The sequence below is a fragment of the Leifsonia sp. NPDC058194 genome (assembly GCF_042883605.1).
Classification (GTDB): domain Bacteria; phylum Actinomycetota; class Actinomycetes; order Actinomycetales; family Microbacteriaceae; genus Leifsonia.
Map to the genome: position 1 here is coordinate 175,422 of NZ_JBHVVL010000005.1, position 24,474 is coordinate 199,895.

Consider the following 24,474-nt stretch of genomic DNA (forward strand, 5'->3'; position numbering starts at 1 on the left):
CTACCGGCACTGCCCGGCGACGGCGATCTGCTCGTCACTGGGACGGCCGTAGGCATCGATGCCGGAGCCGCCGGTGTCGAAGCCCATCGCGATCGCCCAGGCCGTCGCCCACATCTCGTCGTCGTAGTTGAACGTCCCGCTCGCGAAAAGCGCCTCACACTCCGGGCGGACGACCTGCGCGTGGCCCACCTCGTGCGTGACGAGGGCCCGCGCGTCGATGTCGCCGCTGGTCCAACCGTCCTGCAGCGGGAAGTTCAGATCGATGGTCGCCCAGCCGCCGTCCTCCCGGTGGTAGACGGTCGTGCCCGAGTACCATCCCTCGCCGAGACCGCTGACTTGCGCGTGCCACTCGAAGTCGAGGGTGACCCCGTGTGCGATGGACCGCGCGTACTCCTCGATCTGAGCCCGCACCGGATATGCCGGGTCCTGTCGCGCGGCGAGCCCGGCGGCCTGCGCGGCGTCCACCGCGTCGATCGCCGTCGCGATCTGGAGCAGCCCGGCGCCGCCGAACTGCGACGTCGTCACCCCGGACGTCCCGGCGTCGATGGCGTGCTTCAGATCGACCTTGCTGGCGTAGGTGGCGGCGTCGTCGGCGGTCATGACCTGCTCGCCGTGCGCCTTCAGCTCGGCGTAGACCGCGTCCGCGCTCGCGCCGAGGTCCTTCTGCGCGGCCTCGAGCGCGGCCAGCTCGGCGGCGCGCGTGCGGCGGTCGTCGTTCTCGTCCCGGATCAGGGTCCGCTTGCCCTGCACATCCGCGATGACCGTCCAGGGCATCAGATCGGCGGTCGCGGCCCGGACCGTCGGCGGATCGAAGCGTATGGGATCGAGCCCGGCGGTCGCCTTCTCCAGCCTCGTCCGGGAGGCGGCGAGCGCGGCGGCCGCCGACTCGCTGAGGTAGGCCGGGCGGGCGTGGTCGGTGAACTCCTTCAGCGAGGTGACGGAGAAGGTCGCCTTGTTCAGAGCGGTCCCGCGCTCGTCGGTCACGTCCGCCAGCGCCTTCGACGCGGCCGTGGCCTCCTGGTAGGCGACGTCCGTCCGGGCGGTCGCGTACGCGTGCCAGCCCCACACCACCCCGCCGACCACCGCGGCCGAGAGCAGCACCGAGCCGACGATCCCGAGCACCAGCCCGATCCGGCGGCGCTTCGTCGGCGCCACCGGATGCTCGTCCGTGTGCCCGTCCGGGCCGTCGCCTGCGACCGCATCCGGTCCGACGGATGTCGGCGCCTCGTGGTGCGTCCCTTCGGGCGCAGTGCCGCCGCGCGCTTCGTCCTCGTCCATGTGCTCCCCCGTCACGCGCGTCGCCCACCCGGGCGATGCAGTATCCCATCGGCGAACATACGACAGCGCGACGCTTCGCGCCCAACCCGACGGCCACCCCATTCCGAGGGGCCGCGGGCCGGGCCCGATCGCCCGCGGTCCCGCCGAGGATCTCGCCCTCGGGGATGAAGCACGTCAACCGCTCGGATGACGATCCCGGCCGCGAAAGCCGGAACGCTGATCACATGGGTATTGGGATGATGCAGCGGGGCGTCGATCGCGAGCGGGTCGGTTGATGGTCTGGACATCGGAGCTGGTCGTCCACGACGAGGCGATCCGGGCGAACACGGCGTACTTCGCGTCCGCCACGGGCGGCCGGCTCATGGGGGTGCTGAAGGCCGACGCGTTCGGGCACGGGGCGATCGCGCACTCGGTACTGGAGGCCGGCGCCACCTCCATCGGCGTCACCTCCATCGACGAGGCGCTCGCGCTGCGCGCGGACGGTGTCGGCGCGCCGCTCCTGAGCTGGCTCAACCCGGTCGACGCCGACTTCACCGCCGCAGTGCTCGAGGACATCGACCTCGCGGTGTCGAGCCCCGTGCTGCTGCACGCGGTGGCGCAGGCGGCCGCCCGCGTGCAGCGGCGGGCGCGAGTGCACCTGCACATCGACGTCGGGATGGCACGGGACGGCTCGCCCGTCGAAGCGTGGCCGGCGTTGTGCACGATCGCCCGCGAGCTGGAGCACCTCGGCTCCGTCCACGTCGTCGGGATCATGGGGCACATGTCGTGCGCCGACCAGCCCGGCCATCCGCAGAATCAGCGCGAACGGCTGCTCTTCGCGAATGCCGTGCGGACGGCGCGGCGTCGCGGGCTGACGCCCTCCGTCACGCACCTCGCCGCGACCGCCGCCACGCTGACCGGGGTCGGCGACGGGTTCGCGCTGCACCGCATCGGGGCGGGGCTGTTCGGCATCGACCCGTCGGGCACCTCCCGCGAGCTCCGACCGGCGCTCTCCCTGACCACGCACGTCGTCACGTCGCGGGAGGTCGCGACCGGGACCGGCATCGGCTACGGGCTCGACCACGTCGCCGACAGACGCACGCATCTCGCGCTGCTCCCGCTCGGGTACGGCGACGGACTGCCCCGCGCGGCCTCCGAGCGCGCCGGCGTCCTCGTGCGCGGACGCCGCCGCCCGCTCGTCGGCCGGTTCTCGATGGATATGGTGGTCGTGGACACCGGGGAGGACGAAGTCGCGCCCGGTGAACCGGTCACGGTGTTCGGCCCCGGCGAGCACGGCGAGCCGACGGTCGCGGAGTGGGCAAGCTGGGCGGACACGATCGAGCACGAGATCGTCACCCGGGTGGGCAGCCGCGTCGCGCGCGTCCATCGCACCTCGACGACCGAGACGACCTGCCGGGAGGCGGTCGATGCGTGACGGGGAGGCATTGCGCGTCGCAGTCATCGGCGGCGGAGAGAACGCCGAGCACGATGTGTCGCTGGCATCGGCTGCGGCCGTCGTGCGGGCCGTGCGGGCGCTCGGCCACGACGCCGTGCCGGTGACGATCGACCGCTCGGGTGCCTGGCGCGACCCCGAGGGCTTCGCCACGTCGGCTGCCGAGGCGGTCGCCCTGCTGGCGACCTGCGACGTCGCCTTCCCCGTGCTGCACGGGGAGAACGGCGAAGACGGCTCGATCGCCGGCCTGCTGACCATGGCGGGTGTGCGTTTCGCCGGCTCGCCGGTGGGCGCCGGCGCCGTCGGCATGGACAAGTGGGTCACGAAGCTCGTCGCGGAGGCGCTCGGCGTGCGCACCGCCTCCGGCCGCCTCCTTCGCTCGGAAGGTGACGCGGCCTCTCTCGCCCTGGTCCCGCCGCTGGTGGTCAAGCCGACGACCGGCGGCTCGAGCAACGGGGTCTCGGTGGTCCGGGAGTCCGCGGCCCTGGTCACAGCGGTCGGCGTCGCCCTCGAGGCGGGCCGCACCGCCCTGGTCGAGGAATTCGTCGTCGGCCGCGAAGTCGACATCGCCCTCTTCCGCGACAGCGCGGGTGCACTCCGGGCCGGCTCGACGCTCGAGATCGGTGTCGCCGAGGGTGCCGTGTTCGGGCGTGAGCAGAAATACGACGGGACGGCCTCCTTCACCCTTCCCGCGCGGATCACGGCCGGCGAGCACGCCGAGATCGAGAGCGCGGCCCGCGCCCTCTACGACGCGCTCGGCTGCGCGGGCGTCGCCCGGTTCGACTTCTTCGTGACCGCGGCTGGGGTGGTGCTCAACGAGGTGAACACGACACCCGGATTCACCGAGGCCTCGCAGGTGCCGCGGATGTACGCCTCCGTCGGCCTCGACTATGCGGCGTTGGTCGGGGCGCTGCTCGACGCGGCCCTCGGCGGGAACGACCCCTCCTCGGTGGCCACTCGATGACCGACGCCACGTCCGCACCGGCCGCACGTGAGGGCTGGGGCGACGCGCTCAAGGGCGTGCTCATCACGCTCGTCGTGCTCTGGCACGTCATCATGAAGAGCTACCTGAACATCGATTGGCAGCTCGGCGTCCCTGTCCCCGGCGTGTGGGGACTGTTCGGCGACCTGATCTGGCCCTTCCTGATGCCCCTCTTCCTGCTCGTCTCCGGGTACTTCGCCGCGAGCGCCCTCACCCGCCCCTGGGCGGTGGTCACCCGCACGCGGGTCATCCGGTTCCTGTACCTCTACCTGCTGTGGTCGCTCATCCACATGGCGGCGATGTGGGCGTTCCCCGACTTCCCCACTCTGGTCCCCCGCGGGGTCGCGGAGTTCGTGGAGTCTGTGACGATCAGCCCGCCGAACACCTGGTACCTGTACGCACTGGCGCTGTACTTCCTCGTCGCCAAGGCGCTCTCGCGGCTCCCGGCCTGGATCCCGCTCACCGCCGCCGGCGTCCTGTCGATCGTGGTCGCCGCCGGCTACGTCGAGGTCGTCAGCAATCGCGGGTCCCTGCTCTACAACTTCACGTTCTTCCTGCTCGGGCTGCATCTCGCCCCGCAGATCCGGCGATTCGTCGGCCGGGTGCGACTCCCGATCGCCCTCCTGCTCGTCGCCGGCTACCTGGCCGTCTTCGCCGGGATGCGGCTCACCGGCACCGAGACGGTTCCCGGGGTGTGGCCGCTCGTCTCCCTCGCCGGGGTGACGGCCGGGCTCGCGGTCGCGCCGGCCCTGGCGCGGACGCGGGTCGTCGGGCCGGGGCTGACCTGGCTGGGGCGCCGCAGCCTCCCGGTCTACCTCATCCACATGCCGCTGCTGGCCCTCGCCGACTTCCTGCTCGCGGGCTGGCTGTCGGACTCACGCGTCGCCGTGCAGTTGGTGGCGGCCGTGGTGCTGCCGGTGATCCTGACGGCGGTCCTGATCGCAGCGAGCCTGCTGCTGTACCGCCTGCTGCTGCGCGACGGCGCGACGTGGCTGTTCGACCTCCCGCGCTGGGCGGCCCGGACGGCCCGGCCCGCGTCGGACGGCGGAAGGGGGTGGCGGGCGCCGTGGCGGACAGCGATGGCCGTCGTGCTGCTCGTGGCGTGCGGCCTGGTGACCGCGGGCGCCACGGCGATCCCCGGCTGCGGGCCCCTGCCGCCCGCGCAGGCCGCTACGCGCATGGGAGAGGTCGCCATCGGCGCCACCGGTGACCTGCTCATCCACGACATCGGCCACAGCGTGCCGGACGACGGCGGGGCGCACTACTTCGACGCGGTCCGCCCCTGGTTCACCGGCGACCTCGTGACCGGGAACCTGGAGCAGGTGATCTCCGACGACACCGGGTACGACAAGTGCGGCGCCGACGCCGACTGCCTCGCTTTCCGCAGCGAGACGGGGACAGCCAGCTCCTTCGCCGGGTTCGACCTCCTGAACATGGCGAACAACCACACCAAGGACTTCGGCGACGAAGGTTATGCGAACACCCGTGCGAACGTGGCCGCGAACGGGATCCGCGCCGTGGGAGACCGCGATGAGATCGTGTGCACCCGGATCGGCGACACCACGGTGGCCGTGATCGGCTTCGCCCCGTACCAGGGCTTCAATCGGGTGACCGACCTGCGGCACGTCCGGAAGGTGGTGGCCGCGGCGGCCGCCTCGGCGGACGTGGTGGTCGTGCAGGCGCACATGGGCGCCGAGGGACCGGACGCGAATGTCGTCACCCCCGGGGCCGAGCGGATGTACGGCGAGAACCGCGGCGACCCCGTCGCCTTCGCCCATGCCGCGGTCGACGCGGGCGCGGATCTGGTGCTCGGGCACGGGCCGCACACGCTGCGCGGCGCGGAGTTCTACAAGGGGCGGCTGATCGCGTACAGCCTCGGCAACTTCGGGGGCGGCGGCGTCTTCGGCGCCGAGCAGGCCACCCGCTACGGCGTCTACCTCGACGTCGCCCTCCGCCCGGACGGCACGTTCGCCCGCGGCCGGATGCGCTCCGTCTCCTTCGCCTTCGAGGGCGGCACACCGCTCCCGGACCCGGACGGCCGGGCCGCGGCCCTGGTGGACGCGTTCGGCCGCCGCGACTTCCCGGCGACCGCACCTCGCATCGCCGAGGATGGCACGCTCTCGCCGCCGTGCTCGCGCTGATCAGTCGCCGAGGTTCACGACGTGGTCGTCATTCCGCCCCGGCTGAGCGCCACAACGTGAACCTCGGCTGACGGAGGATGCGCGCGACGGGCGACGGGCGACGGGCGACGGGGGCTCAGCCCAGGAGGACGGGCGCGTCGAAGACGGCCGCGCCGGGGACCTGCGCGTTGGCCGCGCCGATCTCCGCTGCGACCGTGAGCGCGCGCTGCAGGTCGGCTCCGCCGTCGAGCGCGCCGACGAGCCCGGCGAGGAAGCAGTCCCCGCTTCCCACCGCGAAGAGGCCGGGACGGTCGACCGGCGGCACCGCGATGTACTCGCCCGCGGCGGTCGCGGCGACGGAGCCGGCTTCGCCGTCCGTCACGACCGCGATGCCGGCTCCGCGCTCGACGAGCTGCCGTGCCGACAGCTCCCGGTCGGTGGCGCCGGTCAGCCCGGCCGCCTCGCTGCGGTTCACCTTGACGAGACGCGGGCGCGCGCGGTCGATGATCTCGCCGAGGGCCGGGCCGTGCACGTCGATCGCGAGCAGCACGCCGCGGCCGGCCTCCGCGGCCAGGATGGCGGCGAACTCGGCGGCGTCCGTCCCGACGGGCATGGCGCCCGAGACGGTGAGCCATTCCCCTGGCGCGATCGACCGCAGGCGCTGGGCGACCGCTTCGAGAGGCACGTCGAACGTCGTGACCGGTTCGTAGAACTCGGTGAGGGTGCGCGCGCCGGTGTCGCACGCGGTGATGCAGAGCCGCGTCTCGACGGCGGTCGGGATGCGGTCCACGTGCACGTCGCTGCGCGCCAGCAGGTCGCCGACGAGGTCGCCGATCCTCCCGCCCAGCGGTGCGACGGCCCGGACCCGCACGCCGAGCAGGGCGAGCGCCCGCGCGACGTTGAGCGACTTGCCGCCGGCGGAGCGGATGACGACCGGAGGCCGGTGGATCTCGCCGACGCGCACGTCGTCGAGCACGTAGACGACGTCCAGCGCCGGGGTGAGGCCGAGCGTGTGGACCGTCATACCCGCGCCTCCGCGAGCTCGTCGCGCGTGGCCTGCGCCCCCGTCCCCCCGGTGCCGCGCACCGACAGGGAGCCGGCGACCGCGGCCCAGCGCAACCGGTCGCGCTCCTCCTCGATCCCCTCCACGACGGACGCGAGGTAGCCGGCGTCGAAGCTGTCGCCCGCGCCCGTGGTGTCGACCACGTCGAGCACGAGCCCCGGTGCGGCACCCGTGCGGGTGCCGTGCTCGAAGGCGAGACCGCCCTCCGCTCCGGACTTCACCACGACCCGGCAGCCGAGCTGCGAGAGCGCAGCAGCGGCCTCGTCGAGGTCGGAGTGCGGCCGGCCGGCCACCGCCGTCGCGATGGCGAGGGCCTCCTCGCGATTGGGCAGGAAGACATCGACACGCGGCAGGACCTCGTGCAGTCCCGCCCACCGCTCGGCGGGATCCCAGTTGGTGTCGAGACTGATCGTCGCACCCGTCGCCGCCACCTCGTCGAGCAGGTCCGGCAGCTCGGCCGCCAGCCCGGGGAGCAGGAAGTAGGAGGCGAAGTGCACGTGCCGCGGCCGCAGCCGCGCGAGGGCGGCGCGCACGGCGTCCGCGGTCAGCACCGGGATGGTGCCGGGCAGCGTCAGGATGGCGCGGTCGCCCGGCTCGGAGAGCACGACCGACAGGCCCGTCGGTCGGTCGGCGTCGACCTCGACGGCCGAGACGTCCACCCCGCCGTCGCGCAGCCGGTCGAGCACGACGGAGCCGAACTGGTCGGCGCCCACGACGGCGGCGAGCGCCGTGCGCACGCCGAGCCGGGCGAGCCCGCACGCCACGATCGCGGCGCTCCCGCCCAGCAGCAGCTCCGCCGAGTCGAGCAGCTGCTCGGCCTGGCCGAAGCGCGGGACGGTGTCACCGGTGAGCAGGAGGTCGGGGTTGGCATCCCCCACGACGAGCACATCCACGGTCACGTCGACGCCGGTCATCCCTTGAGTCCCGAGAACGTCATGGTCGCGATGAACTGCCGCTGCGCGAACACGAAGAACAGGATGAGGGGAAGCGTGGCGATCACGTTGCCCGCCATGATGAGGCTCCAATCGGTCTGGTGCGCGCCCTGGAAGTTGGCGATGCCCAGCTGGAGCGTGAACGACGACTGGTCGTTGATCGCGATCAAGGGCCAGACCAGGTCGTTCCACGCACCCAGCAGGGTGAAGATCGCGAGGGTCGCGAGCGCAGGACGCGCCAGCGGCAGCACGATCCGGAAGAACACCTGCCAGCGGTTGCAGCCGTCGATCGCGCCCGCCTCCTCCAGCTCGGCCGGGAGGGAGAGGAAGAACTGCCGCATCAGGAAGATGCCGAAGGCGGTGGCCAGCCACGGCACGATCGCCGCGCCCAGGCCGTTCAGGAGCCCGAGCTTCGCGAACAGGACGTACGTGGGGATCATCAGCAGCTGCGTCGGGATCATGATCGTCGCGAGGATCATCAGGAAGCCGAAGTCGCGGCCGGCGAACTTCAGCCGCGCGAACCCGTACCCGGCCAGCGAGCACAGGATGATGTTCGAGACGATCGCGGTCGCCGAGACGATGACCGTGTTGCCGAGCCAGAGCAGGATGTCGGTCTGGCCGAAGAGCTTGGCGTAGCCGTCGAGGGTGAAGTGCGACGGGATGAACGGCGGCGGGAAGGCCACCAGCTCCTTCGCCGGCGAGAACGACGCCAGTGCCATCTGCGCGAACGGCACGAGGAAGAGGATCGCGATCGGGAAGAGCACGAAGTGCCAGCCGCTGAGCCTGCGCCGGCGCGACCGCTGCTGCGGCTCGTCCGCGACCTGGCGGGCGGCCTGGGAGACCTCGTCGAGAACCGTGGCCATCAGAACGCCTCCGAGCCCCGGCGTCGCTGGATGACGACGACGCCGATGGTGATGATCAGCGTCGCCGCGAAGAGCACGTAGGCCGCGGCCGAGCCGTAGCCGAACTCCAGCGCGTGGAACGCCTTGTCGTACAGGAAGTAGACGATCGTCTTGGTCGCGTCGAGGGGCCCGCCGCGGGTGGTCGTGTAGACGAGGTCGAAGAGCTGGATCGCCTGGATGGTCTGCCAGACCGCCACGAAGGCGGTGACCGGCGCGAGCTGCGGCCAGACGATCCGCCAGAAGGTCTGCCAGCGGTTGGCGCCGTCGATGCGGGCGGCCTCGATCAGGTCGGCCGGGACATCCTGCAACGCCGCCAGGTAGATCACCGTGGTGAAGGCCGCGGACCCCCAGAGGGACATGATCGCGATGACGACCATCGCCTGCTTCGGGTCGTCCAGCCAGCCCTGCTGCGGCAGGTGCAGCACCCGGAGCACGTTGTTCACGAGCCCGAACTGCGGGCTGAACAGGTAGGTCGAGAGGATGCCGGTGGAGGCGGCGGAGGCGACGAACGGGACGAAGATCGCGGTGCGGTAGAACCCCATCCAGCGGATCCGCCGGTTGAGCGCGACGGCGAGGAACAGCCCGAGCAGCACCGAGGCCGGCACGAACAGGAGGGTGAAGCCGACGGTGTTGAACACGGCGTTGCCGAACTCCGCGTCGCCGATCAGCTGCGCGTAGTTGTCGCCGCCGACCCAGGTGGCCTCGCTGAAGCCGTCCCAGCTCTGGAACGACAGCACGAACGCCCACAACGCGGGGAAGATCGACAGCCCGAGGATGATCAGGGTGGCCGGGGCGACGAAGCCCCAGCCGGTCAGCGCCGAGGTGAAGCCCCGGCGCCGGCGCGCCCGCCGCGCCCCGGTCGCGTCCGTGGACGCGCCGGGCCGCGGGAGCGCGTGGGCGGTGGTGTCTGCCATTCGCGTGTCCTCGCCGCTCCTACTTGTCCTTCGCCAGGGCCGCGTCGGCGGTCGTGGCGGCCTGCTCGAGTGCGGCCTTCGGCTCACCGTCACCCTGCAGCACCTGCGAGATCGACTTGCCGACGGCGACCGAGAGGGCCGCGTAGCCCTTCGTGGTCGGGCGCGTCTGCTTCACGTTCGCGGAGTTCGCGACGAACACCTCGTAGCCGGGGTACTCGGCGGCCTCCTTGGCGACGGCGTCGGACGTCGCCTCCGAGGAGCGGAGCGGGAGGTTGCCGATCGCGACGTTGAAGCGCTCGTCCTGCTCGGCCGAGGTCAGCCACTGCGCGAACTGGGTGGCCCAGTAGGCGCGGTTCTTGTCGTGGTGGTCGAAGAGCGCCCAGATGTCGGGGCCCGACACGGTCTGGTGGTCGCCGTTCGTTCCGGGGAGCGGGACGACGCCGTACTTCGTGCCTCCGGTCTTGAGGTCCGACAGCTGCCACGGCCCGGAGGTGATCATCCCGATGCGGTCGTTCACGAACAGCTGCCCGAACTTCACGTCGGTCTGGTCGAGGTAGACGCTCTTGTCGTCGACGGCCATCGACCGCAGGAACGAGAGGGCGTCGTCGCCGGCCTGCGAGGCGAACTCGGACTTGGTCGCGTCATCGTTGAGGATCGCGCCGCCGTTCTGCCACAGGTGCGGCCAGAACTGCCAGGTGGTCTCCTCGCTGCCCGAGACGGAGTAGCCGTAGCCGTAGATGTGGTTCGCCTCGTCCGTCAGCTTCTTGGCCGCCGTGCGGAAGTCGTCCCACGTCCAGTCGGCCGTCGGGTAGGCCAGGCCCGCCTTGTCGAAGAGGGTCTTGTTGTAGAGCAGGCCGATGTTGTCGACGACCGCCGGGAACCCGATGACCTTCGTGCCCGTCGGCTGCGCCGTTCCGCGCGCCGCGGCGGTGAACTCGTCCCACTTCACGTCGGGCTTCTTCACGTCGGCCGAGATGTCGAGCGTGCGGCCGGAGGCCTCGAGCTGGCCGGCCCACGAGCCGAACGCGTACGACATGTCGGGGTACTGGTTGCCCGCGAATCCGGCGGAGAGCTTCTGCAGCAGCTGATCGGTGGACGAAGCGCCCGGGGAGAGGTTGATCGAGACGTTGGGGTGCGCCTGCTCGAACTCCTTGGCGAGGCCCTCGATCACCTTCTGGGCGGCGTCGGCCTGACCGGACCAGACCTCGATCTGGACCTTGGCCTTCGTGTCGAGGGTGGTCGCCCCCTGGGAGCCGCTGCAGCCGGCGAGTGCGACGACACCGGCCGTGGCGGCCAGGAGTGCGGTGGCGCGGAGCACCCGTCGGCGGAATGGAGTCAACATCTTCGGTTCTCCCTTGTGGATTCTGCTGTGTCGGATTCTTCCGTGCAGGGCTGCGGGTCAGCCGAGCACGACGGGGGGGCTGGGGGTCAGCCGAGCACGATCGAGCGGGTCAGGTGCCGCGGGGCATCGGGGTTCAGCCCGCCGCGCTCGGCGACGGCCACCGCGAGGCGCTGCGCCTGGGCGAGCTCGATCAGGGGGTCGGCGGACCCGACGCGGACGGTGGCGCCGGTGCGCTCGATGTCGGCGACCAGGGAGTCCTCGGCGCGTCCGATGATCCAGACGAGCGAGCGGTCGTCGGCGACGGCCAGGGGGCCGTGACGGTAGTCGAGGGCCGGGTACGACTCGGCCCAGGCCTGTGCGGCCTCGCGGATCTTGAGCGCCGCCTCCTGGGCGAGGCCGTAGGTCCAGCCGCTGCCGAGGTAGACGAAGTGGGTGCGGCCGTCGAGGTCGACGTCGAGCGGCCGGCCGAGCACGGCGGCGGCCTCCGCCGGGAGCGCGCTGACGTCCTGGCCGACGGCGTGGCGGGCGAGCAGGAGGAAGGTGGTGGGGAAGCGGGTCTGGACGACCGACTCCTCGTCGGCGAAGTCGAGCAGCAGGACGTCGTCGGCGCGCTCGGCGACCGGTGAGTCCGACACGCCGGTGACGGCGATCGTGCGCACGCCGGCCGGGATGACGTCGAGGGCGTCGAGCACCTCGGTCGTGGTTCCCGAACGGCTGAGCAGGAGCACCGAGTCGTAGTCGCGCCACGTCCACGGCTCCGACGCGTACGCGGCGTCGGTGATGCCGAGACCGGCGCCCTCGCGCAGGTAGGCGAACGATTCGGCGACGAAGGCCGAAGTGCCGCAGCCGAGCACGAGCATGCGCTCGCCGGGCCGCGCGAGCAGGGCGGTCGCCCGGTCGGCGAGGGTCGCGAGCGCCTCGCGCCAGATGTCCGGCTGGCTGGCGATTTCGCTGGAGGTGAGTGTCACGAGGTGCTCCTGTGGGTCGGTGGCGGTGCTGCGCACTCCGTTGCGCGTTGGACTTATCATTGGCGGACACTGAGCGTTTGACAACGAAACTGTGCAGATCGCTCACTATGACTGATTGTTTGTTACAGAGAGGTTTCGCATGCCCCACGAAGACCCGTCCCCTCTGGCCGAGTTGCGGCTCGCCGAGTGGGCTCCGCGCCGTCAGCTGCGGGCCCGCACGACCGCGGTGCCGCGCCCCGCGCATCCCGCGATCGACATCCACAACCACCTCGGCCGCTGGCTGACCGACGGCGAGTGGATGATCGACGACGTGCCCGCGCTCGTCGCGCTGCTCGACGACTGCGGCGTCGAGACGATGGTGAACCTCGACGGCCTCTGGGGGCCGGAGGTGACGGCGAACGTCGAGCGCTACGACGCGGCGCACCCCGGGAGGTTCGTCACGTTCTGCCAGCTGGACTGGGCGCTCCTGGCCGAGCCCGACGGCGTGGCCCGGCTGACGGCGTCGCTCGACGACAGCGCAGCGCGGGGCGCCCGGGGCGTCAAGGTCTGGAAGAGCCTCGGGCTCACCGTGCGCGACGCGGACGGTGAGCTCGTCCTGCCGGACGACCCGCGGGTGATCGACGTGCTGGCTCACGCCGGTGCTCTCGGCCTGCCGGTGCTCATCCACACCGCGGATCCGATCGCCTTCTTCGAGCCGCTCGACCGCCACAACGAGCGGCTCGACGAGCTCGCGGCCGTACCCGAGTGGTGGTTCGGGGATCGCGCCGTGCACCCGACGTTCGACCGGCTGCTCGACGCGCATGCGGCGCTCGTCCTCGCCTGCCCGGGCACCACTTTCATCGGCGCGCACGCGGGCTGCGCGGCCGAAGACCTCGACCGGGTCGAGCGGCTGCTGGTCGCAGCGCCGAACTACACGATCGACACCGCCGGGCGCATGGCCGAGCTGGGCCGCCAGCCGCGCCGGTTCGCGCAGCTCGTCGCCGACCATCCCGACCGCGTGCTCTTCGGCACCGACATCTACCCGGTCACCGCCGAGCAGTACCGGCTGCACTACCGGTTCTTCGAGACGGCCGACGAAGGCTTCGGCTACGACCCGGACAGCGAGATCCCGGGCCAGGGCCGGTGGGATGTGTCGGCACTCGACCTGGACCCGGCGCTGCTGGAGGCGGTCTACCGCGGCAACGCCCGCCGCGTCCTCGACCTCTGACGCCGCCAGCCGCCCGCACATTCGTCACGAATGTCGCGAAAGCTCGGTGCTTTCGCGACATTCGTGCGGAATGTCAGCGGCTACACGAACGTGCGACGGGGCTCCACGACGCGGCAGAAGCGGGCCACGAGGGACGCCATCGCGTCGCGCGCGTCGCGCGTGTACTTCCGCGGGTCGACGGCGTCGGGCTGGTCGGCGAGCGCGGTGCGAAGCGACGCCGTGAAGGCGATGTTGAGCGCCGTGCCGACGTTGACCTTGCGGATGCCCGCGGCGACCGCGTCGGCGATCACGGCGTCCGCGACGCCCGACGACCCGTGCAGCACCAGCGGAACAGGCACGGCTGCGGCCAGGCGCGCGATCAGGTCGAGGTCGAGCTGCGCCGAGCGGTCGCGCATCGCGTGCGAGCTGCCGACGGCGACGGCGAGGCCGTCCACGCCGGTGGCGGCGACGAAGGCCGCGGCCTCCTCCGGATCGGTGCGGACGCCGGGCGCGTGCGCGCCGTCCTTCCCGCCGATCTCGCCGAGCTCCGCCTCGACCCAGACGCCCGCGTCGTGAGCGCGCCGGACGACCTCCCGGGTCGCCGCCACGTTGTCGGCGTAGTCGAGCCGCGAGGCGTCGAACATGATCGAGCCGACACCGAACTCCTCGGCCCGCCCGAGCACGCGCGCGACGAGCGCGCGGTCCTCGATGTGGTCGAGGTGGATGCCGAGCGGCGAGGCGGAGGCCTCCGCGACCTCGCGGCAGGCGGCCAGCAGCGGTTCGGGCGCGCCCCGGAACGCGATGGCGTTCTCGCTCAGCTGGAGCAGAGCGGCCGAGCCGGCCTCCCCTGCGCCCGCGGCGACGGCCTCCACGTGGTCGAGTGAGAGCACGTTGAACGCGGGGACCGCGCCGCCGGACGCGATCGCCGCCCCGACGAGCTGCCCGGTCGGCGCGAGGGTCACGGCGTCTCCCCCAGCGACCCGCCGAGGGCGACGGGCAGCAGCGGCGCATGCCGGGCAGTCAGCTCGTCGCAGAGCGCCCAGATCTGCTCGGGCGTGAGCGAGGACGACGCGTTGGGATCGGTCAGCACGGCCCGGCGGACGAGCTCGGGGTCGCCCGTGCGGGCGGCCTCGATCGTCAGCTCGGCGACCGACAGATACGTGCGGTTGAGGGCGGCGCCCTGCACCGGGATCGCACCGAACGGCAGCGGGTGCACACCGTCGGCGTCGACGCGGCTCGGGACCTCGACGACCGCGCCCTGCGGGAGGTTGTCGATCAGCCCGTGGTTGACGACGTTGGCGTGGATGATGCGCTCGGTCCCGGTGAGGATCGAGTGGATGACCTGGGGGGCGTACTCGGCAGCGCCCTCCTCGAGCTCCAGCGGCTCACCGGCGGCGAGAGCCGTGCGGGCGTGCTCGAACTCGGCGACGTTCTCCTCCGAAATGCCGATGTACTCGAGCGGGCGCAGGCGGAACCGCTCGATCTGCTCGGGCGAGCGCAGGAACCAGTCCAGGTACTCGGACGAGTGCTCGCTGGTCTCGGTCGGGTAGAAGCCGATACGGCTGAAGATCTCGACCCGCACGCGCCGGCGCAGCTCGGGATCGCGCTCGATCGCCCCCCGGAGCCTCGGGTACAGGTCCTCCCCGTCGCGGGACCACTCGACGAGCCAGGCCTGGTGGTTGACGCCCGCTGCGCGGTAGTGCGTCCCCTCCATCGGCACGCCGATCAGCGCACAGAGGTCGTTGACCGTCCAGTAGACGCTGTGGCAGAGCCCGACGGTCTTGATGGACGGCGCGACGACGGACATCCACCAGACGTTCATCGCCATCGGGTTCGTGTAGTTGAGGAACCAGGCGTCGGGGCAGAGCTCGAGCATGTCGGCGGCGATGCCGGAGAGCACCGGGAAGGTGCGGAGGGCGCGGAACACCCCGCCGACGCCGGTTGTGTCGCCGATCGTCTGCAGCAGGCCGGCCGCGGCGGGGACCTCCAGGTCGACGCGCGTGGCATCGATGCCGCCCACCTGGATCATGTTGATCACGAAGTCGGCACCGGTCAGGGCCTCGCGGCGGTCGAGCGTCGCGACGATCTCCGCGGTGCGGCCGAACCGGGAGGCGACCTGCTCGGCGGTCCCCTGCGCCACGTGGAGGCGTTCGGCGTCGATGTCGTGCAGCACGATGCGCAGCGGGGGCAGGTCGTCGAAACGGAACAGGTCGGCGAGGAGCTGGCGGGTGAAGACGACGCTCCCGGCTCCGAGGAAGACAATCTGAGGCATGGTGCGATCCTGCGATAGTGTGTCTACTCCGCGCAACAGATTGAGCGATTCGCAGCTAAAGTGATCACATCGAGTGATCGATTCGCCATCGTCCTGCTGCCGGACCGACTCTCACCGCACCACCGACTCCTCGAAAGGACGGGTCCCATGGTCGCACCCGCCGCCGAATCGCTGATCGCCCGCGTCACCTCCGGCCGGCGCGCTCAGCGGATGGTCGCCATCCTCGACCTGATCTCCGAGCGCGGCACCATCAGCCTCGCCGAGCTCTCGGAGTCCCTCGACATCTCCGCCGCCACCGCGCGACGCGATCTCTCCGATCTGGCCGACCAGAACCTCATCCTGCGCACCCACGGGGGCGCCTCCGCGCTCGAGCGCGGCCGTGAGATCCCGGTCGCCCTGCGCGACACCCGGTTCCAGGACGCCAAGCGCGCCATCGCGAAGGCCATGGTGCGGCGGCTGCCCGCCGAGCGTCACGTCGTCGCCCTGAGCGGGGGCACCACGACGGCGGGCGTCGCCCGCGCGCTCGCCAACCACCGCGACATCGCCGTGGTGACCAACTCGCTCAGCATCGCCGGGCTGCTCTCGGGCTACCCGGGTGTGCGCGTCGTGATGACCGGCGGATTCCTGCGGCCGCAGTCGCTCGAGCTCGTGGGCGCGCTCGCCGAGAGCACGTTCAACGCGGTCAACGTCGGCACGGCCATCCTGGGCGCCGACGGGATCAGCGCCACGAGCGGTGTGACGACCCACGACGAGACCGAGGCGCGCACCAACCGTGCGATGGTGGCGAAGGCCCAGCGCACGGTCGTCGTCGCCGACGGCTCGAAGATCGGCGGTGTCGCCCTCGCCCAGATGGCCGACATCGAACAGGTCGAGATGCTCATCACCGACAGTTCGGCCGACCCCGTCGAGCTCGAGAAGCTGCGCGCCGCGGGTGTGCAGGTGGTGCTCGCCGACGAGGAGTGACGCGACTGCGGCCGCGCGGTACGACTGCGGCGGCTCGCGTGGGCGCAGACGTACCAGGGTGCCGCAGACCCGGCGCGGGAGCGGGAGCGGGCGCGGGCCCGCCGCTCAGGCGGACGCGAGGCGCGTGCTGATCACGTCGGAGTACGAGTCGATGTAGGAGTGCACGCTCTCGTGGATGTGGAACTGCGTGTGCGCCAGGCGCGCCTCGCGCGAGTCCAGCAGCGTGCGCGCGGCCGCGCGGCGGGCGCCCACGCGGACGAGCGAGATCGCGGCGCCGGTGAGGACACCGGCCGCCGCGACCCCTGCTGCGATCCCGACGACGAGCGACCACGGTTCGGTGAGCGCCGCGGCGGCCGCCGCCCACAGGCCGGCGCCGATCGCGACGAGCAGCACGACGTCGACGACGACCGCCTTGCGGACGAGCGCGAACCGGCTGGTCTCCAGGAGGGTCACCGCCTCGGCGATGTCGCGCTCCTGATGGCGGCGACGCTCCTTCGCCCAGTGGAGGTCGCGCTCGTGGCGACGGTTGAGCCGCTGGGCGGCGTCGTGGGCGCGGTCGTAGGCGTGCGTGTTCACAGTGTGTCCTTCGGGTAGACGTGACTGCTATCGGGTCGGGTGGTGCGGGTGTGCGCTGTTCGGGTGCTGCACGGTGGCGCCGCGCGCGTTCCGGGTTTCGGGTCCGGTGTCGCTCGCGCCAGACCGAGCATAGCTAGACGGACAGGTCTGTGGGCTGTTTGGAGGACATGATTTTGTACCCCAAATCGGGCGACACGCGTGAGGGCGAATCATCCTGCGGGCGGAGCCCTCGCCGGCGCCTCTCGTCCTCTGGGGCGATGCGGCCGGCCCCCTCCCCGCGATGGACTGAGACCATGACGTCACCCATCGCCGCCCGCCCGGTCATCCGCATCACAGCTCTGGCCCTGCCGCTGCTCGCCCTCGCCGCCCTGACGGCGTCGAACACCGGGAACGCCGTCGCCGCGGTGATCGTCCTCACCGCCGCCGTCGCCGCGCCCATCGCGCTGCACGTGCTGGCCCGGCTGGCGACCCGGCGCCTCGGCTCGGCCTCCCTCCCCCGCCGCGTGTGGGTGACGGTGACCACGGCCCTCTGGTTCGGGATCGCCGGCGCCCTCGCGATGGGACAGCACGCGCTGAGCATGGAATCCGGCCCGGGCGAGATGCTGTTCTTCCGGATCGCCGGGGCGGCCTGGCTCGGCGCCACGGTGGCCATCATGCTCGCGCTGGTGTTCGCGGTGGCGATGACGGTCAGGCTGATCGCCGGCACCCGCTCGACGGCGCCTCTACTCCAGCTGCAGTAGAGCCCTCGATCCATCCGGACGATTCGCCGCCGGACGGGAGCGATGAGCATCGAGTAGTCGAAGTCTTCCCACTACTCGAGGAGTCCCCATGTCCACGTTCCTTGCCCGCGTCGGGCGGTTCAGCGCCCGGCACCGTCTGGTGGTGATCGGTGTCTGGCTGCTGCTCTTCGCCGGCGCTGCCGCCACCCTCGTCATCGGGAGCGCCAACGCGAACCCGGCCGCCGCCTCCAACGACATCCCCGACTCGCCCGCCTCGCAGGCGCTCGACCGGATGAACGCGGAGTTCCCCTCCACCGGCGAGAGCACGGGGCCCACCCTCCAGCTCGTCTTCCAGCCGAAGAGCGGTGACGTCACCGATCAGGCCACCGCCGCCGCCATCGCGACGACCCTCGCCGACGCCGCGAAGCTTCCCGGAGTGGAGTCCGTCAGCGATCCGTTCGACTCCGCGCGTCCGTACATCTCGAGCGACACGAGCGTCGCCGTCTCGACTCTCACGTACGGCGACCTCTCGTCCGCACAGGAGAAGACCGACTACGACGCGGCCCTGGCGTTCCAGGAGAAGGCTCCGGCGGCGCTGGGCGTCGAGCTCGGCGGCAACCTCGTGCCGCTCGGCGCACCCGCGCCCGGTCTCGGAGAAGGTGTCGGAGTGGTCATCGCCTTCGTCGTGCTGATCCTCACCTTCGGCTCGCTTCTCGCGGCCGGCGTCAACCTCCTGATCGCCGTCTTCGGCGTCGGCCTCGGCACCGTCGGCGTGCTCGCCTACGGTGCCCTCTTCCTGCTCGGGGAGAACGCGATCATCCTCTCGTCGATGCTGGGGCTGGCGGTCGGCATCGACTACAGCCTCTTCATCCTCTCCCGGTTCCGGAACGAGCTCCGAGGTGGGAGGCGCGTGGAGGATGCGGTCGCCCGGGCGACCGGCACCGCCGGCACGGCCGTCGTCTTCGCCGGGCTCACGGTGATCGTCGCGCTCGTGGCCCTGGTGGTGGCGAACCTCGGCTTCATCACCGAGATGGGGGTCGCCGCGGCCGTCGCCGTCGCGGTCTCCGTGCTCCTCGCGCTCACCCTCCTTCCCGTGTTCATGCGGACCATGGGCACCCGCGCCCTCTCGAAGAAGCAGCGCCGGGCCCTCGCCGCCGGCGAGATCTGGACCGAGGGCGGCACGCAGAAGCGCGGCATCATGCGCGGCTGGGGCTCATTCGTCGTCAAGCGGCCGATCGTCTCGGCCCTCGCGGGCATCCTTCTCCTCGTCGTCGTCGCCTTCCCGATGCTCAGCATGAAGACGGCGTTCAGCATCCCGGGAGGCTCCGACCCGCAGTCGACCGAGCGCACCGCGTACAACCTGATCGTCGATGAGTTCGGCGGCATCCAGAGCCCCCTCGTCGTCCTCGCCGAAGGCGACGGGATCGCCGCCAGGACCGCATCGGTCGAGCAGGATCTCCGGAAGCTCGACGGGGTCCGCCAGGTGATCCCCGCGCAGATCTCGGCCGACGGCACGATGGCGCGCATCACCCTCATCCCCGACGGCGGCCCGATCGACCAGCAGACCAAGGACCTCGTCCACTCGATCCGGTCCGACGCCGATTCCGTCTCCGGCGTGACGCTGGAGGTGACGGGCGAGACCGCGATCGGGATCGATCAGGACGCCGCGCTCATGAGCGCCCTGGTGAAGTACATCATCGTGATCGTCGCGATCTCGGTGGTGCTGCTGATCGTGATGTTCCGCTCGCTACTGATCCCGCTGATCGCCACCCTCGGCTATCTGCTGTCGGTCGGGGCCTCCTTCGGCGCCAGCACGGCCGTGTTCCAGTGGGGCTGGCTGGACCCGGTGATCGCCGCGCCCCAGGGCGACCCGATGATGAGCCTCCTCCCGCTGCTGCTGGTCGGCGTGCTCTTCGGCCTCGCGATGGACTACCAGGTGTTCCTGGTGTCCCGGATCAAGGAGATGCACGACACCGGGATGATGCCCAAACAGGCCATCCGCGAAGGATTCGCCCGCTCGGGCCCCGTGCTCGTCGCCGCCGCCACCATCATGACCGTCGTCTTCGGCGGCTTCGCCACCGGGACCTTCGCGATCGCGGCCTCCATCGGCTTCGGGCTGATGGTCGGTGTGCTGGCCGACGCGTTCGTCGTGCGGCTGGTGCTGATGCCGGCCCTGCTGAGCCTGCTCGGGAACTCCGCCTGGTGGCTGCCGGCCTGGCTCGACAGGATCCTGCCGCACCTCGACACCGAGGGGCACACGCTGGAGGAGGCGCCCGGGACGACGCCCGCGGACCCACCGGCGGCGCAACCGGCGGACGAGCCGACGCGGGTCGGCGCCGGCGTCTGACCGACAGCGTCGGACGAGTACGGCGTCGAGGCGCCGGTGGCAGCGGCCACCGGCCCCTCAGGCCGTCGTGGTGAGGCCGATGCCGTCGGGCGCGGCTTCGTCCGCGGCTTCGTCCGCCTCGGCCGGCAGCCCGAGGGCGACGAGGAGGTACGCCATGCGGCCGCGCACATCGAGCGACCGGTCGTAGAGCCACTGCAGCTGGAGGCCGTCGAAGGCGGAGGCGATGATCGTCGCCGCGGCGTCCGGGTCGGTCCCCTCAGGGACCTGCCCGCGCCGCTGCAGTTCGGCCAGCACGGTCGAGGTCAGCTCGCGGAAGACCTCGTACCGCTCGCGGACGAACGCGTGGGCGATGTGGTCGGCCTCGGTCGCATCCGTCGTGACGCTGAGCAGGAGCTGGCTGAGTCCGACCTGCTCGAGGCTGTCCGAGACGGCGTCGAGGATGCGCGAGACGAACCCGACCGAGAAGTCGGTGTGCTCGGGGTCGACGGCCAGGGACACCACGTCGGACTGGTAGCGGAGGATCTCGACGAAGAGCGCGTCCTTCGACCCGAAGTAGTGCAGGAGGCCGTTCTGGCTGAGCCCGACCGCTTCGGCGAGCTCTTTGACGGTCGCGCCGCTGTAGCCGTTCTCCGCGATCACCGTGAGGGCGGTGCGGAGGATCTCGGCGCGCTTGGCGACGCCTTTCGCGTAGGGGCCTCGAGTTGCCATTACAGCACTATATGCGGGATTGACTTGCCGACGGCGAATCCCGCATGCCATACTCCTTTCACCCCGACGCGAGGCCGCCCCCAGTGCCGATCGATCAGCGTCGACATCGATGAAGATGGGAACCCGATGACCGAGACCACCGCGGCCGAGCCGGCCCCGAAGCAGACCCAGCGGCAGAAGCAGAAGGGCGGCCTGACGATCGAGCCGGTCGAGACCGGCACCTCCCCGACCCTGGTCAGGGGCCCGCGTTCGCGCCGCTACCTGACCTGGTACACCCTCGTCACGCTCGCGACCACGGCCGTGTGGGGCGCTTCCAGCATCCTGCTCGCCAATCACGTGCAGCTCCTCGAGTTCCCGACCTGGTTCACGGGTGCCGACGCGAGCGTCGACCTCCAGCAGCTCACCCTGCTCAAGCAGCAGGTGGATGCGGGGACCGCGACGGCGACGGCCGACCAGGCCCGTCAGCTCGCCCTGCTCGCGGACTTCGACGCGGCACGGGCCCAGTCGCTGTCGATCATCGCCTCGCTCGGCGTCGTCCTCACCATGCTGATCCAGCCCCTGGTCGGCGTCGCCTCGGACCGCACCCGCTCCCGCCTGGGCCGTCGCGCGCCGTGGATCCTGTTCGGCACCGTGGCCGGGGCGGTGCTCCTCGTCGGCCTCCGGTACGCCCCGTCCATCGCCGTCCTCGCGATCCTCTGGATGCTCGCGCAGGCCGTGCTCAACACCTCCTCCGGACCCCTCGTCGCGACCGTCGCCGACCGCATGCCCGAGAACCGCCGCGGAACGGCATCCGCACTGGGCGGCTTCGGCAACTTCTTCGGCGGCGTGCTGGGAGGCGTCTCCGCCGGCTTCCTGTTCGGCATGCTGGGGCTCGACCTGTACTTCGTGGTCGCCGCGTTCGTCGCCTTCACCGGCGTGATGTTCGCGATCTTCGCGCGCGACGCCTCGTCCAAAGACCTCGACGTGCCGAAGCTGAACTGGAAGGCGTTCCTGATCGGCTTCACGATCGCCCTGCGTGCGCCCGCCTTCCGCCTGGTGTGGGTCGCCCGCATCCTGCTGACCTTCGGCTACGCCGTCTCCACGGCGCTCTCGCTCTACATGCTGCAGAGCTACGTCCGTCCCGCGCTGAGCGCGGAGGCCGCGACCCAGACGGCCGGTCTGCTCGCGCTCGTCGGGGTGCCGTTCATGATCATCGCGGTCCTGGTCGCCGGCCGGCTCTCGGACAAGCTGCAGAAGCGGCGCGCCTTCGTGATCTTCTCGTCCGGGCTGATGGCGCTGTCGATGCTCATCCCGATCATCTCGCCGACCCTCCCCGGTCTCTTCCTGCAGGTGATCGTCGGAGGGATCGCGTTCGGCACCTACCTGCCGGTCGATCAGGCCCTGTTCATCGATGTCCTCCCCGACCAGAAGGCGGCCGGGCGCGACCTCGGCGTCGCTGCGCTCGGCTCCAACCTCGGGCAGGCCCTCGGCCCGGCCCTGGCGGGCATGGTCGTCGCGATGACCGGCGCCTATCTGGGCGTGTGGATCGCCGCGTTCGTGCTGGTGCTCCTCGCCGCCGTCGCCGTGCTTCCGCTCAAGGGCGTGAAGTGAGCACCGAACTCCGAGCCCCGAACCCCTCTCTCCACCCCATCCCCCCTCGACAGAAGGCCCGCGCATGACGACCACGACCGACACCCTCACCGATCAGGCCTGGGAGCTGGATGCTCCCGGCTTCGAGCACCCGTACGTCGACGCCGACGAATGGCGCAGCGAGCCGGTGGCGCACCGCTACGTGCACGGCGGCTTCGCAGGCACGGACACCCGCTTCTCGTTCTACTTCCCGCCCGTCGACGGCTATGAGGGGCGTTTCGTCCAGCACGTCACCCCGGTGCCGCAGAGCGAGAACCTGGCGGCGTCGGCGACCGGGGAGGAGGACAAGATCACGTTCGCCCTGGCCGGCGGCGGGTACTTCGTGGAGACCAACGGCGGCGGCCCCGACGCCGCGAACCCGTTCTCGGGCATGGACCCGACCATCGGGGCCTATCGCGCCAATGCGGCGGCGGCACAGTTCTCGCGCCGGCTGGCGACGGCTCTCTACGGCGAGCACCGCACCTACGGGTACCTCTACGGCGGCAGCGGAGGCGGTTTCCGCACCATCGGCGCGGCCGAGAACACCGTCGGCGTCTGGGACGGCTTCGTGCCGTACGTGATCGGCAGTCCGATGGCCATGCCCAACGTCTTCAGCGTGCGGATGCACGCGCAGCGCGTCCTCCGCGAGGTGCTCGACGACATCGCCGACGCCTACGACGTCGGGGGCGACCCGTCGGCGCTCGTGCTGACGGACGAGCAGCGGGCCGCGTTCGACGAGGTCACACGGATGGGCTTCCCACCGCGCTCGTGGTTCGGCTGGCGGACGATGGGGATGCACGGGTTCAGCGCCCTCTACCCCGGCGTCCTCGCGGCCGACCCCACCTACGGGGACGACTTCTGGTCGGTGCCCGGCTACCTCGGGGCCGACCCCGCATCGTCGGTCCACCGCGATCGCGTGGTCCACGAGACCACGGTGACCACGATCGGCGGCCGCGAGGCCTCCGTGACCGTCGAGCTGTCGGCCGGCGGCGTCGACGAGTCCTATCAGCACGCCTCCGGCGAGGCTGCCGGACCCGTCGAGATCGAGCTCGGGGAGGCGCCGAGCGGATGGATGCTGGGCGCCGAACTGCACGTCCGCAGCGGAGCGGCCGCCGGCACCGTGCTCCGGGTGGCCTCGGTGAGCGGCGCGACGGTGACGCTGGAGCCCGGACAGGCGGTCACCGTCGCGGCGGGCGACACGGTCGTGCTCGACAACTCCACGTTCCTCGCCGCGCAGACGTACCACCGGCACCAGGTGCCCGGGTCCGCCTACCCCGTCTGGGATCAGTTCCGCGACGACGCCGGGGAGCCCGCTCACCCGCAGCGGCCGGTGATCCTCGGCCCCCTGTTCACCGCGGGAGCCTCCGGCTCCGTGCCGACCGGCGAGATCAGCGGGAAGATGATCGTCGTCGCCTGCCTGCTCGACCGCGAGGCGTTCGCCTGGCAGGCGGACTGGTACCGGCAGCGGGTGCAGGAGCACCTCGGGGCCGACGCCGACGCCGACTTCCGGCTCTGGTACATGGACGACGCGACGCACGGCGACGACGAGACCCAGGAGAACCAGACCCACACGGTTCCCTACGTCGGCGTGCTCCACACCGCTCTCCGCCAGCTCGCCGACTGGGTGGAGCGCGGCCTCGAACCGGCGCCGTCGACGAGCTACACGATCGACGACGGTCAGGTCTCGGTGCCCGCGACCGCCGCCTCCCGGGGCGGGGTGCAGCCGGTGGTGACCATCAGCGCCGGCGGATCGTCGTCGGCACGCGTCGCCGTGGGCGAGGAGGTCCGGGTGACGATCGAGGCGGACTCCCCCGAGCACGGGCTGCCGTTCGTCTCGGTGGCGACCGACCTCACCGGGGCGGGGAGGCTCGACGAGCCGATCGCCGTCGCCCGCACCCACCGACTCTCGCTCACCCGCACGTGCACGTTCGAGCGGCCGGGCACCTACTTCATCGCCGCCCGGGCGACGACGCAGGACGATCTCGACGCGGGGACCGCGGCCGGCCGGGCTCACGGGATCGCGCGGGCTCGGATCGTCGTCTCCTGATGACGGACGTGGGGGGGGGGGGGGGGGGGGCCCCCCCCCCCCCCCCCCGGGGGGGTGCACAACAACCACAAACCACACCCCACAAGAAAAATTAATAAGCGATGGTGTGGATTGA

General features: G+C 71.5%; 20 protein-coding genes. 9 read left to right on the forward strand and 11 right to left on the reverse strand.

The window, feature by feature from the left end; all coding sequences use genetic code 11:
* Entirely contained in the window at nucleotides 1–1,278 is a 1,278-nt protein-coding gene (locus ACFVU2_RS18115; RefSeq protein ID WP_387877238.1) for a hypothetical protein, read from the reverse strand.
* 274 nt (nucleotides 1,279–1,552) lie between these two features.
* On the opposite strand from ACFVU2_RS18115, the gene alr reads away from it, so the two are divergent.
* The 3 genes from alr to ACFVU2_RS18130 are packed head-to-tail and all read left to right on the forward strand — an operon-like array spanning nucleotide 1,553 to nucleotide 5,833.
* On the forward strand, nucleotides 1,553–2,692 hold the full coding sequence (gene alr, locus ACFVU2_RS18120) for an alanine racemase (protein WP_387877240.1): 1,140 nt from the start codon (nucleotides 1,553–1,555) through the stop codon (nucleotides 2,690–2,692).
* Entirely contained in the window at nucleotides 2,685–3,674 is a 990-nt protein-coding gene (locus ACFVU2_RS18125; RefSeq protein ID WP_387877243.1) for an ATP-grasp domain-containing protein, read from the forward strand. The genes alr and ACFVU2_RS18125 overlap by 8 nt, the downstream gene beginning before the upstream one ends.
* Nucleotides 3,671–5,833: a CapA family protein gene (locus ACFVU2_RS18130; protein ID WP_387877246.1), complete on the forward strand. Its 2,163-nt coding sequence runs from the start codon at nucleotides 3,671–3,673 to the stop codon at nucleotides 5,831–5,833. The genes ACFVU2_RS18125 and ACFVU2_RS18130 overlap by 4 nt, the downstream gene beginning before the upstream one ends.
* A gap of 115 nt (nucleotides 5,834–5,948) precedes the next feature.
* Here the strand turns inward: ACFVU2_RS18130 and ACFVU2_RS18135 are convergent, their stop codons facing one another.
* The 6 genes from ACFVU2_RS18135 to ACFVU2_RS18160 form a co-directional block, all read right to left on the reverse strand.
* Entirely contained in the window at nucleotides 5,949–6,836 is an 888-nt protein-coding gene (locus ACFVU2_RS18135; protein WP_387877249.1) for a 1-phosphofructokinase family hexose kinase, read from the reverse strand.
* A complete protein-coding gene (locus ACFVU2_RS18140) occupies nucleotides 6,833–7,789 on the reverse strand; it encodes a carbohydrate kinase family protein (protein ID WP_387877250.1) in 957 nt (318 codons plus the stop codon). The genes ACFVU2_RS18135 and ACFVU2_RS18140 overlap by 4 nt, the downstream gene beginning before the upstream one ends.
* Nucleotides 7,786–8,670 carry a carbohydrate ABC transporter permease gene (locus ACFVU2_RS18145; RefSeq protein ID WP_387877252.1) on the reverse strand — a complete coding sequence of 295 codons (885 nt, stop codon included), beginning with the start codon at nucleotides 8,668–8,670 and terminating at the stop codon, nucleotides 7,786–7,788. Before ACFVU2_RS18145 ends, ACFVU2_RS18140 begins: the two co-directional genes overlap by 4 nt.
* Nucleotides 8,670–9,623 (reverse strand): carbohydrate ABC transporter permease, encoded by a 954-nt coding sequence (locus tag ACFVU2_RS18150; RefSeq protein WP_387877254.1) that lies wholly within the window; start codon nucleotides 9,621–9,623, stop codon nucleotides 8,670–8,672. Before ACFVU2_RS18150 ends, ACFVU2_RS18145 begins: the two co-directional genes overlap by 1 nt.
* 19 nt (nucleotides 9,624–9,642) lie before the next feature.
* Nucleotides 9,643–10,965 carry an ABC transporter substrate-binding protein gene (locus tag ACFVU2_RS18155; RefSeq protein WP_387877257.1) on the reverse strand — a complete coding sequence of 441 codons (1,323 nt, stop codon included), beginning with the start codon at nucleotides 10,963–10,965 and terminating at the stop codon, nucleotides 9,643–9,645.
* An 86-nt stretch (nucleotides 10,966–11,051) separates the two neighbouring features.
* Nucleotides 11,052–11,933 carry an SIS domain-containing protein gene (locus ACFVU2_RS18160; RefSeq protein WP_387877260.1) on the reverse strand — a complete coding sequence of 294 codons (882 nt, stop codon included), beginning with the start codon at nucleotides 11,931–11,933 and terminating at the stop codon, nucleotides 11,052–11,054.
* A 139-nt stretch (nucleotides 11,934–12,072) separates the two neighbouring features.
* On the opposite strand from ACFVU2_RS18160, the gene ACFVU2_RS18165 reads away from it, so the two are divergent.
* Nucleotides 12,073–13,140: an amidohydrolase family protein gene (locus ACFVU2_RS18165; protein WP_387877262.1), complete on the forward strand. Its 1,068-nt coding sequence runs from the start codon at nucleotides 12,073–12,075 to the stop codon at nucleotides 13,138–13,140.
* 80 nt (nucleotides 13,141–13,220) lie between these two features.
* Here the strand turns inward: ACFVU2_RS18165 and ACFVU2_RS18170 are convergent, their stop codons facing one another.
* Nucleotides 13,221–14,081 (reverse strand): class II fructose-bisphosphate aldolase, encoded by an 861-nt coding sequence (locus ACFVU2_RS18170; protein WP_387877265.1) that lies wholly within the window; start codon nucleotides 14,079–14,081, stop codon nucleotides 13,221–13,223.
* On the reverse strand, nucleotides 14,078–15,391 hold the full coding sequence (melA, locus tag ACFVU2_RS18175; protein WP_387877268.1) for an alpha-galactosidase: 1,314 nt from the start codon (nucleotides 15,389–15,391) through the stop codon (nucleotides 14,078–14,080). The genes ACFVU2_RS18170 and melA overlap by 4 nt, the downstream gene beginning before the upstream one ends.
* A gap of 147 nt (nucleotides 15,392–15,538) precedes the next feature.
* Here melA and ACFVU2_RS18180 point away from each other — a divergent pair, with 147 nt between their 5' ends.
* Nucleotides 15,539–16,354, forward strand: a complete 816-nt coding sequence (locus tag ACFVU2_RS18180) for a DeoR/GlpR family DNA-binding transcription regulator (RefSeq protein ID WP_387877271.1) — start codon at nucleotides 15,539–15,541, stop codon at nucleotides 16,352–16,354.
* 105 nt (nucleotides 16,355–16,459) lie between these two features.
* Here ACFVU2_RS18180 and ACFVU2_RS18185 read toward each other — a convergent pair whose 3' ends face one another.
* Nucleotides 16,460–16,930, reverse strand: coding sequence for a hypothetical protein (locus tag ACFVU2_RS18185; RefSeq protein ID WP_387877274.1), 471 nt, complete (start codon nucleotides 16,928–16,930; stop codon nucleotides 16,460–16,462).
* Between the two features lie 293 nt (nucleotides 16,931–17,223).
* Between ACFVU2_RS18185 and ACFVU2_RS18190 the strand changes: the two genes are divergently transcribed.
* Together ACFVU2_RS18190 and ACFVU2_RS18195 are read left to right on the forward strand one after the other, a co-directional pair.
* Nucleotides 17,224–17,670, forward strand: a complete 447-nt coding sequence (locus tag ACFVU2_RS18190; protein WP_387877276.1) for a hypothetical protein — start codon at nucleotides 17,224–17,226, stop codon at nucleotides 17,668–17,670.
* Nucleotides 17,671–17,758: 88 nt separating this feature from the next.
* The gene (locus ACFVU2_RS18195) at nucleotides 17,759–19,996 is read left to right on the forward strand and encodes an MMPL family transporter (RefSeq protein ID WP_387877279.1); all 2,238 of its coding nucleotides are present in this window, start codon (nucleotides 17,759–17,761) and stop codon (nucleotides 19,994–19,996) included.
* Between the two features lie 57 nt (nucleotides 19,997–20,053).
* On the opposite strand, the gene ACFVU2_RS18200 is transcribed toward ACFVU2_RS18195, so the two are convergent.
* Nucleotides 20,054–20,704 carry a TetR/AcrR family transcriptional regulator gene (locus ACFVU2_RS18200; RefSeq protein ID WP_387877282.1) on the reverse strand — a complete coding sequence of 217 codons (651 nt, stop codon included), beginning with the start codon at nucleotides 20,702–20,704 and terminating at the stop codon, nucleotides 20,054–20,056.
* Nucleotides 20,705–20,830: 126 nt separating this feature from the next.
* Between ACFVU2_RS18200 and ACFVU2_RS18205 the strand changes: the two genes are divergently transcribed.
* Together ACFVU2_RS18205 and ACFVU2_RS18210 are read left to right on the forward strand one after the other, a co-directional pair.
* Nucleotides 20,831–22,294: an MFS transporter gene (locus tag ACFVU2_RS18205; protein WP_387877285.1), complete on the forward strand. Its 1,464-nt coding sequence runs from the start codon at nucleotides 20,831–20,833 to the stop codon at nucleotides 22,292–22,294.
* 64 nt (nucleotides 22,295–22,358) lie between these two features.
* Nucleotides 22,359–24,359 carry a hypothetical protein gene (locus ACFVU2_RS18210; RefSeq protein ID WP_387877287.1) on the forward strand — a complete coding sequence of 667 codons (2,001 nt, stop codon included), beginning with the start codon at nucleotides 22,359–22,361 and terminating at the stop codon, nucleotides 24,357–24,359.
* Nucleotides 24,360–24,474 lie beyond the last annotated feature (115 nt).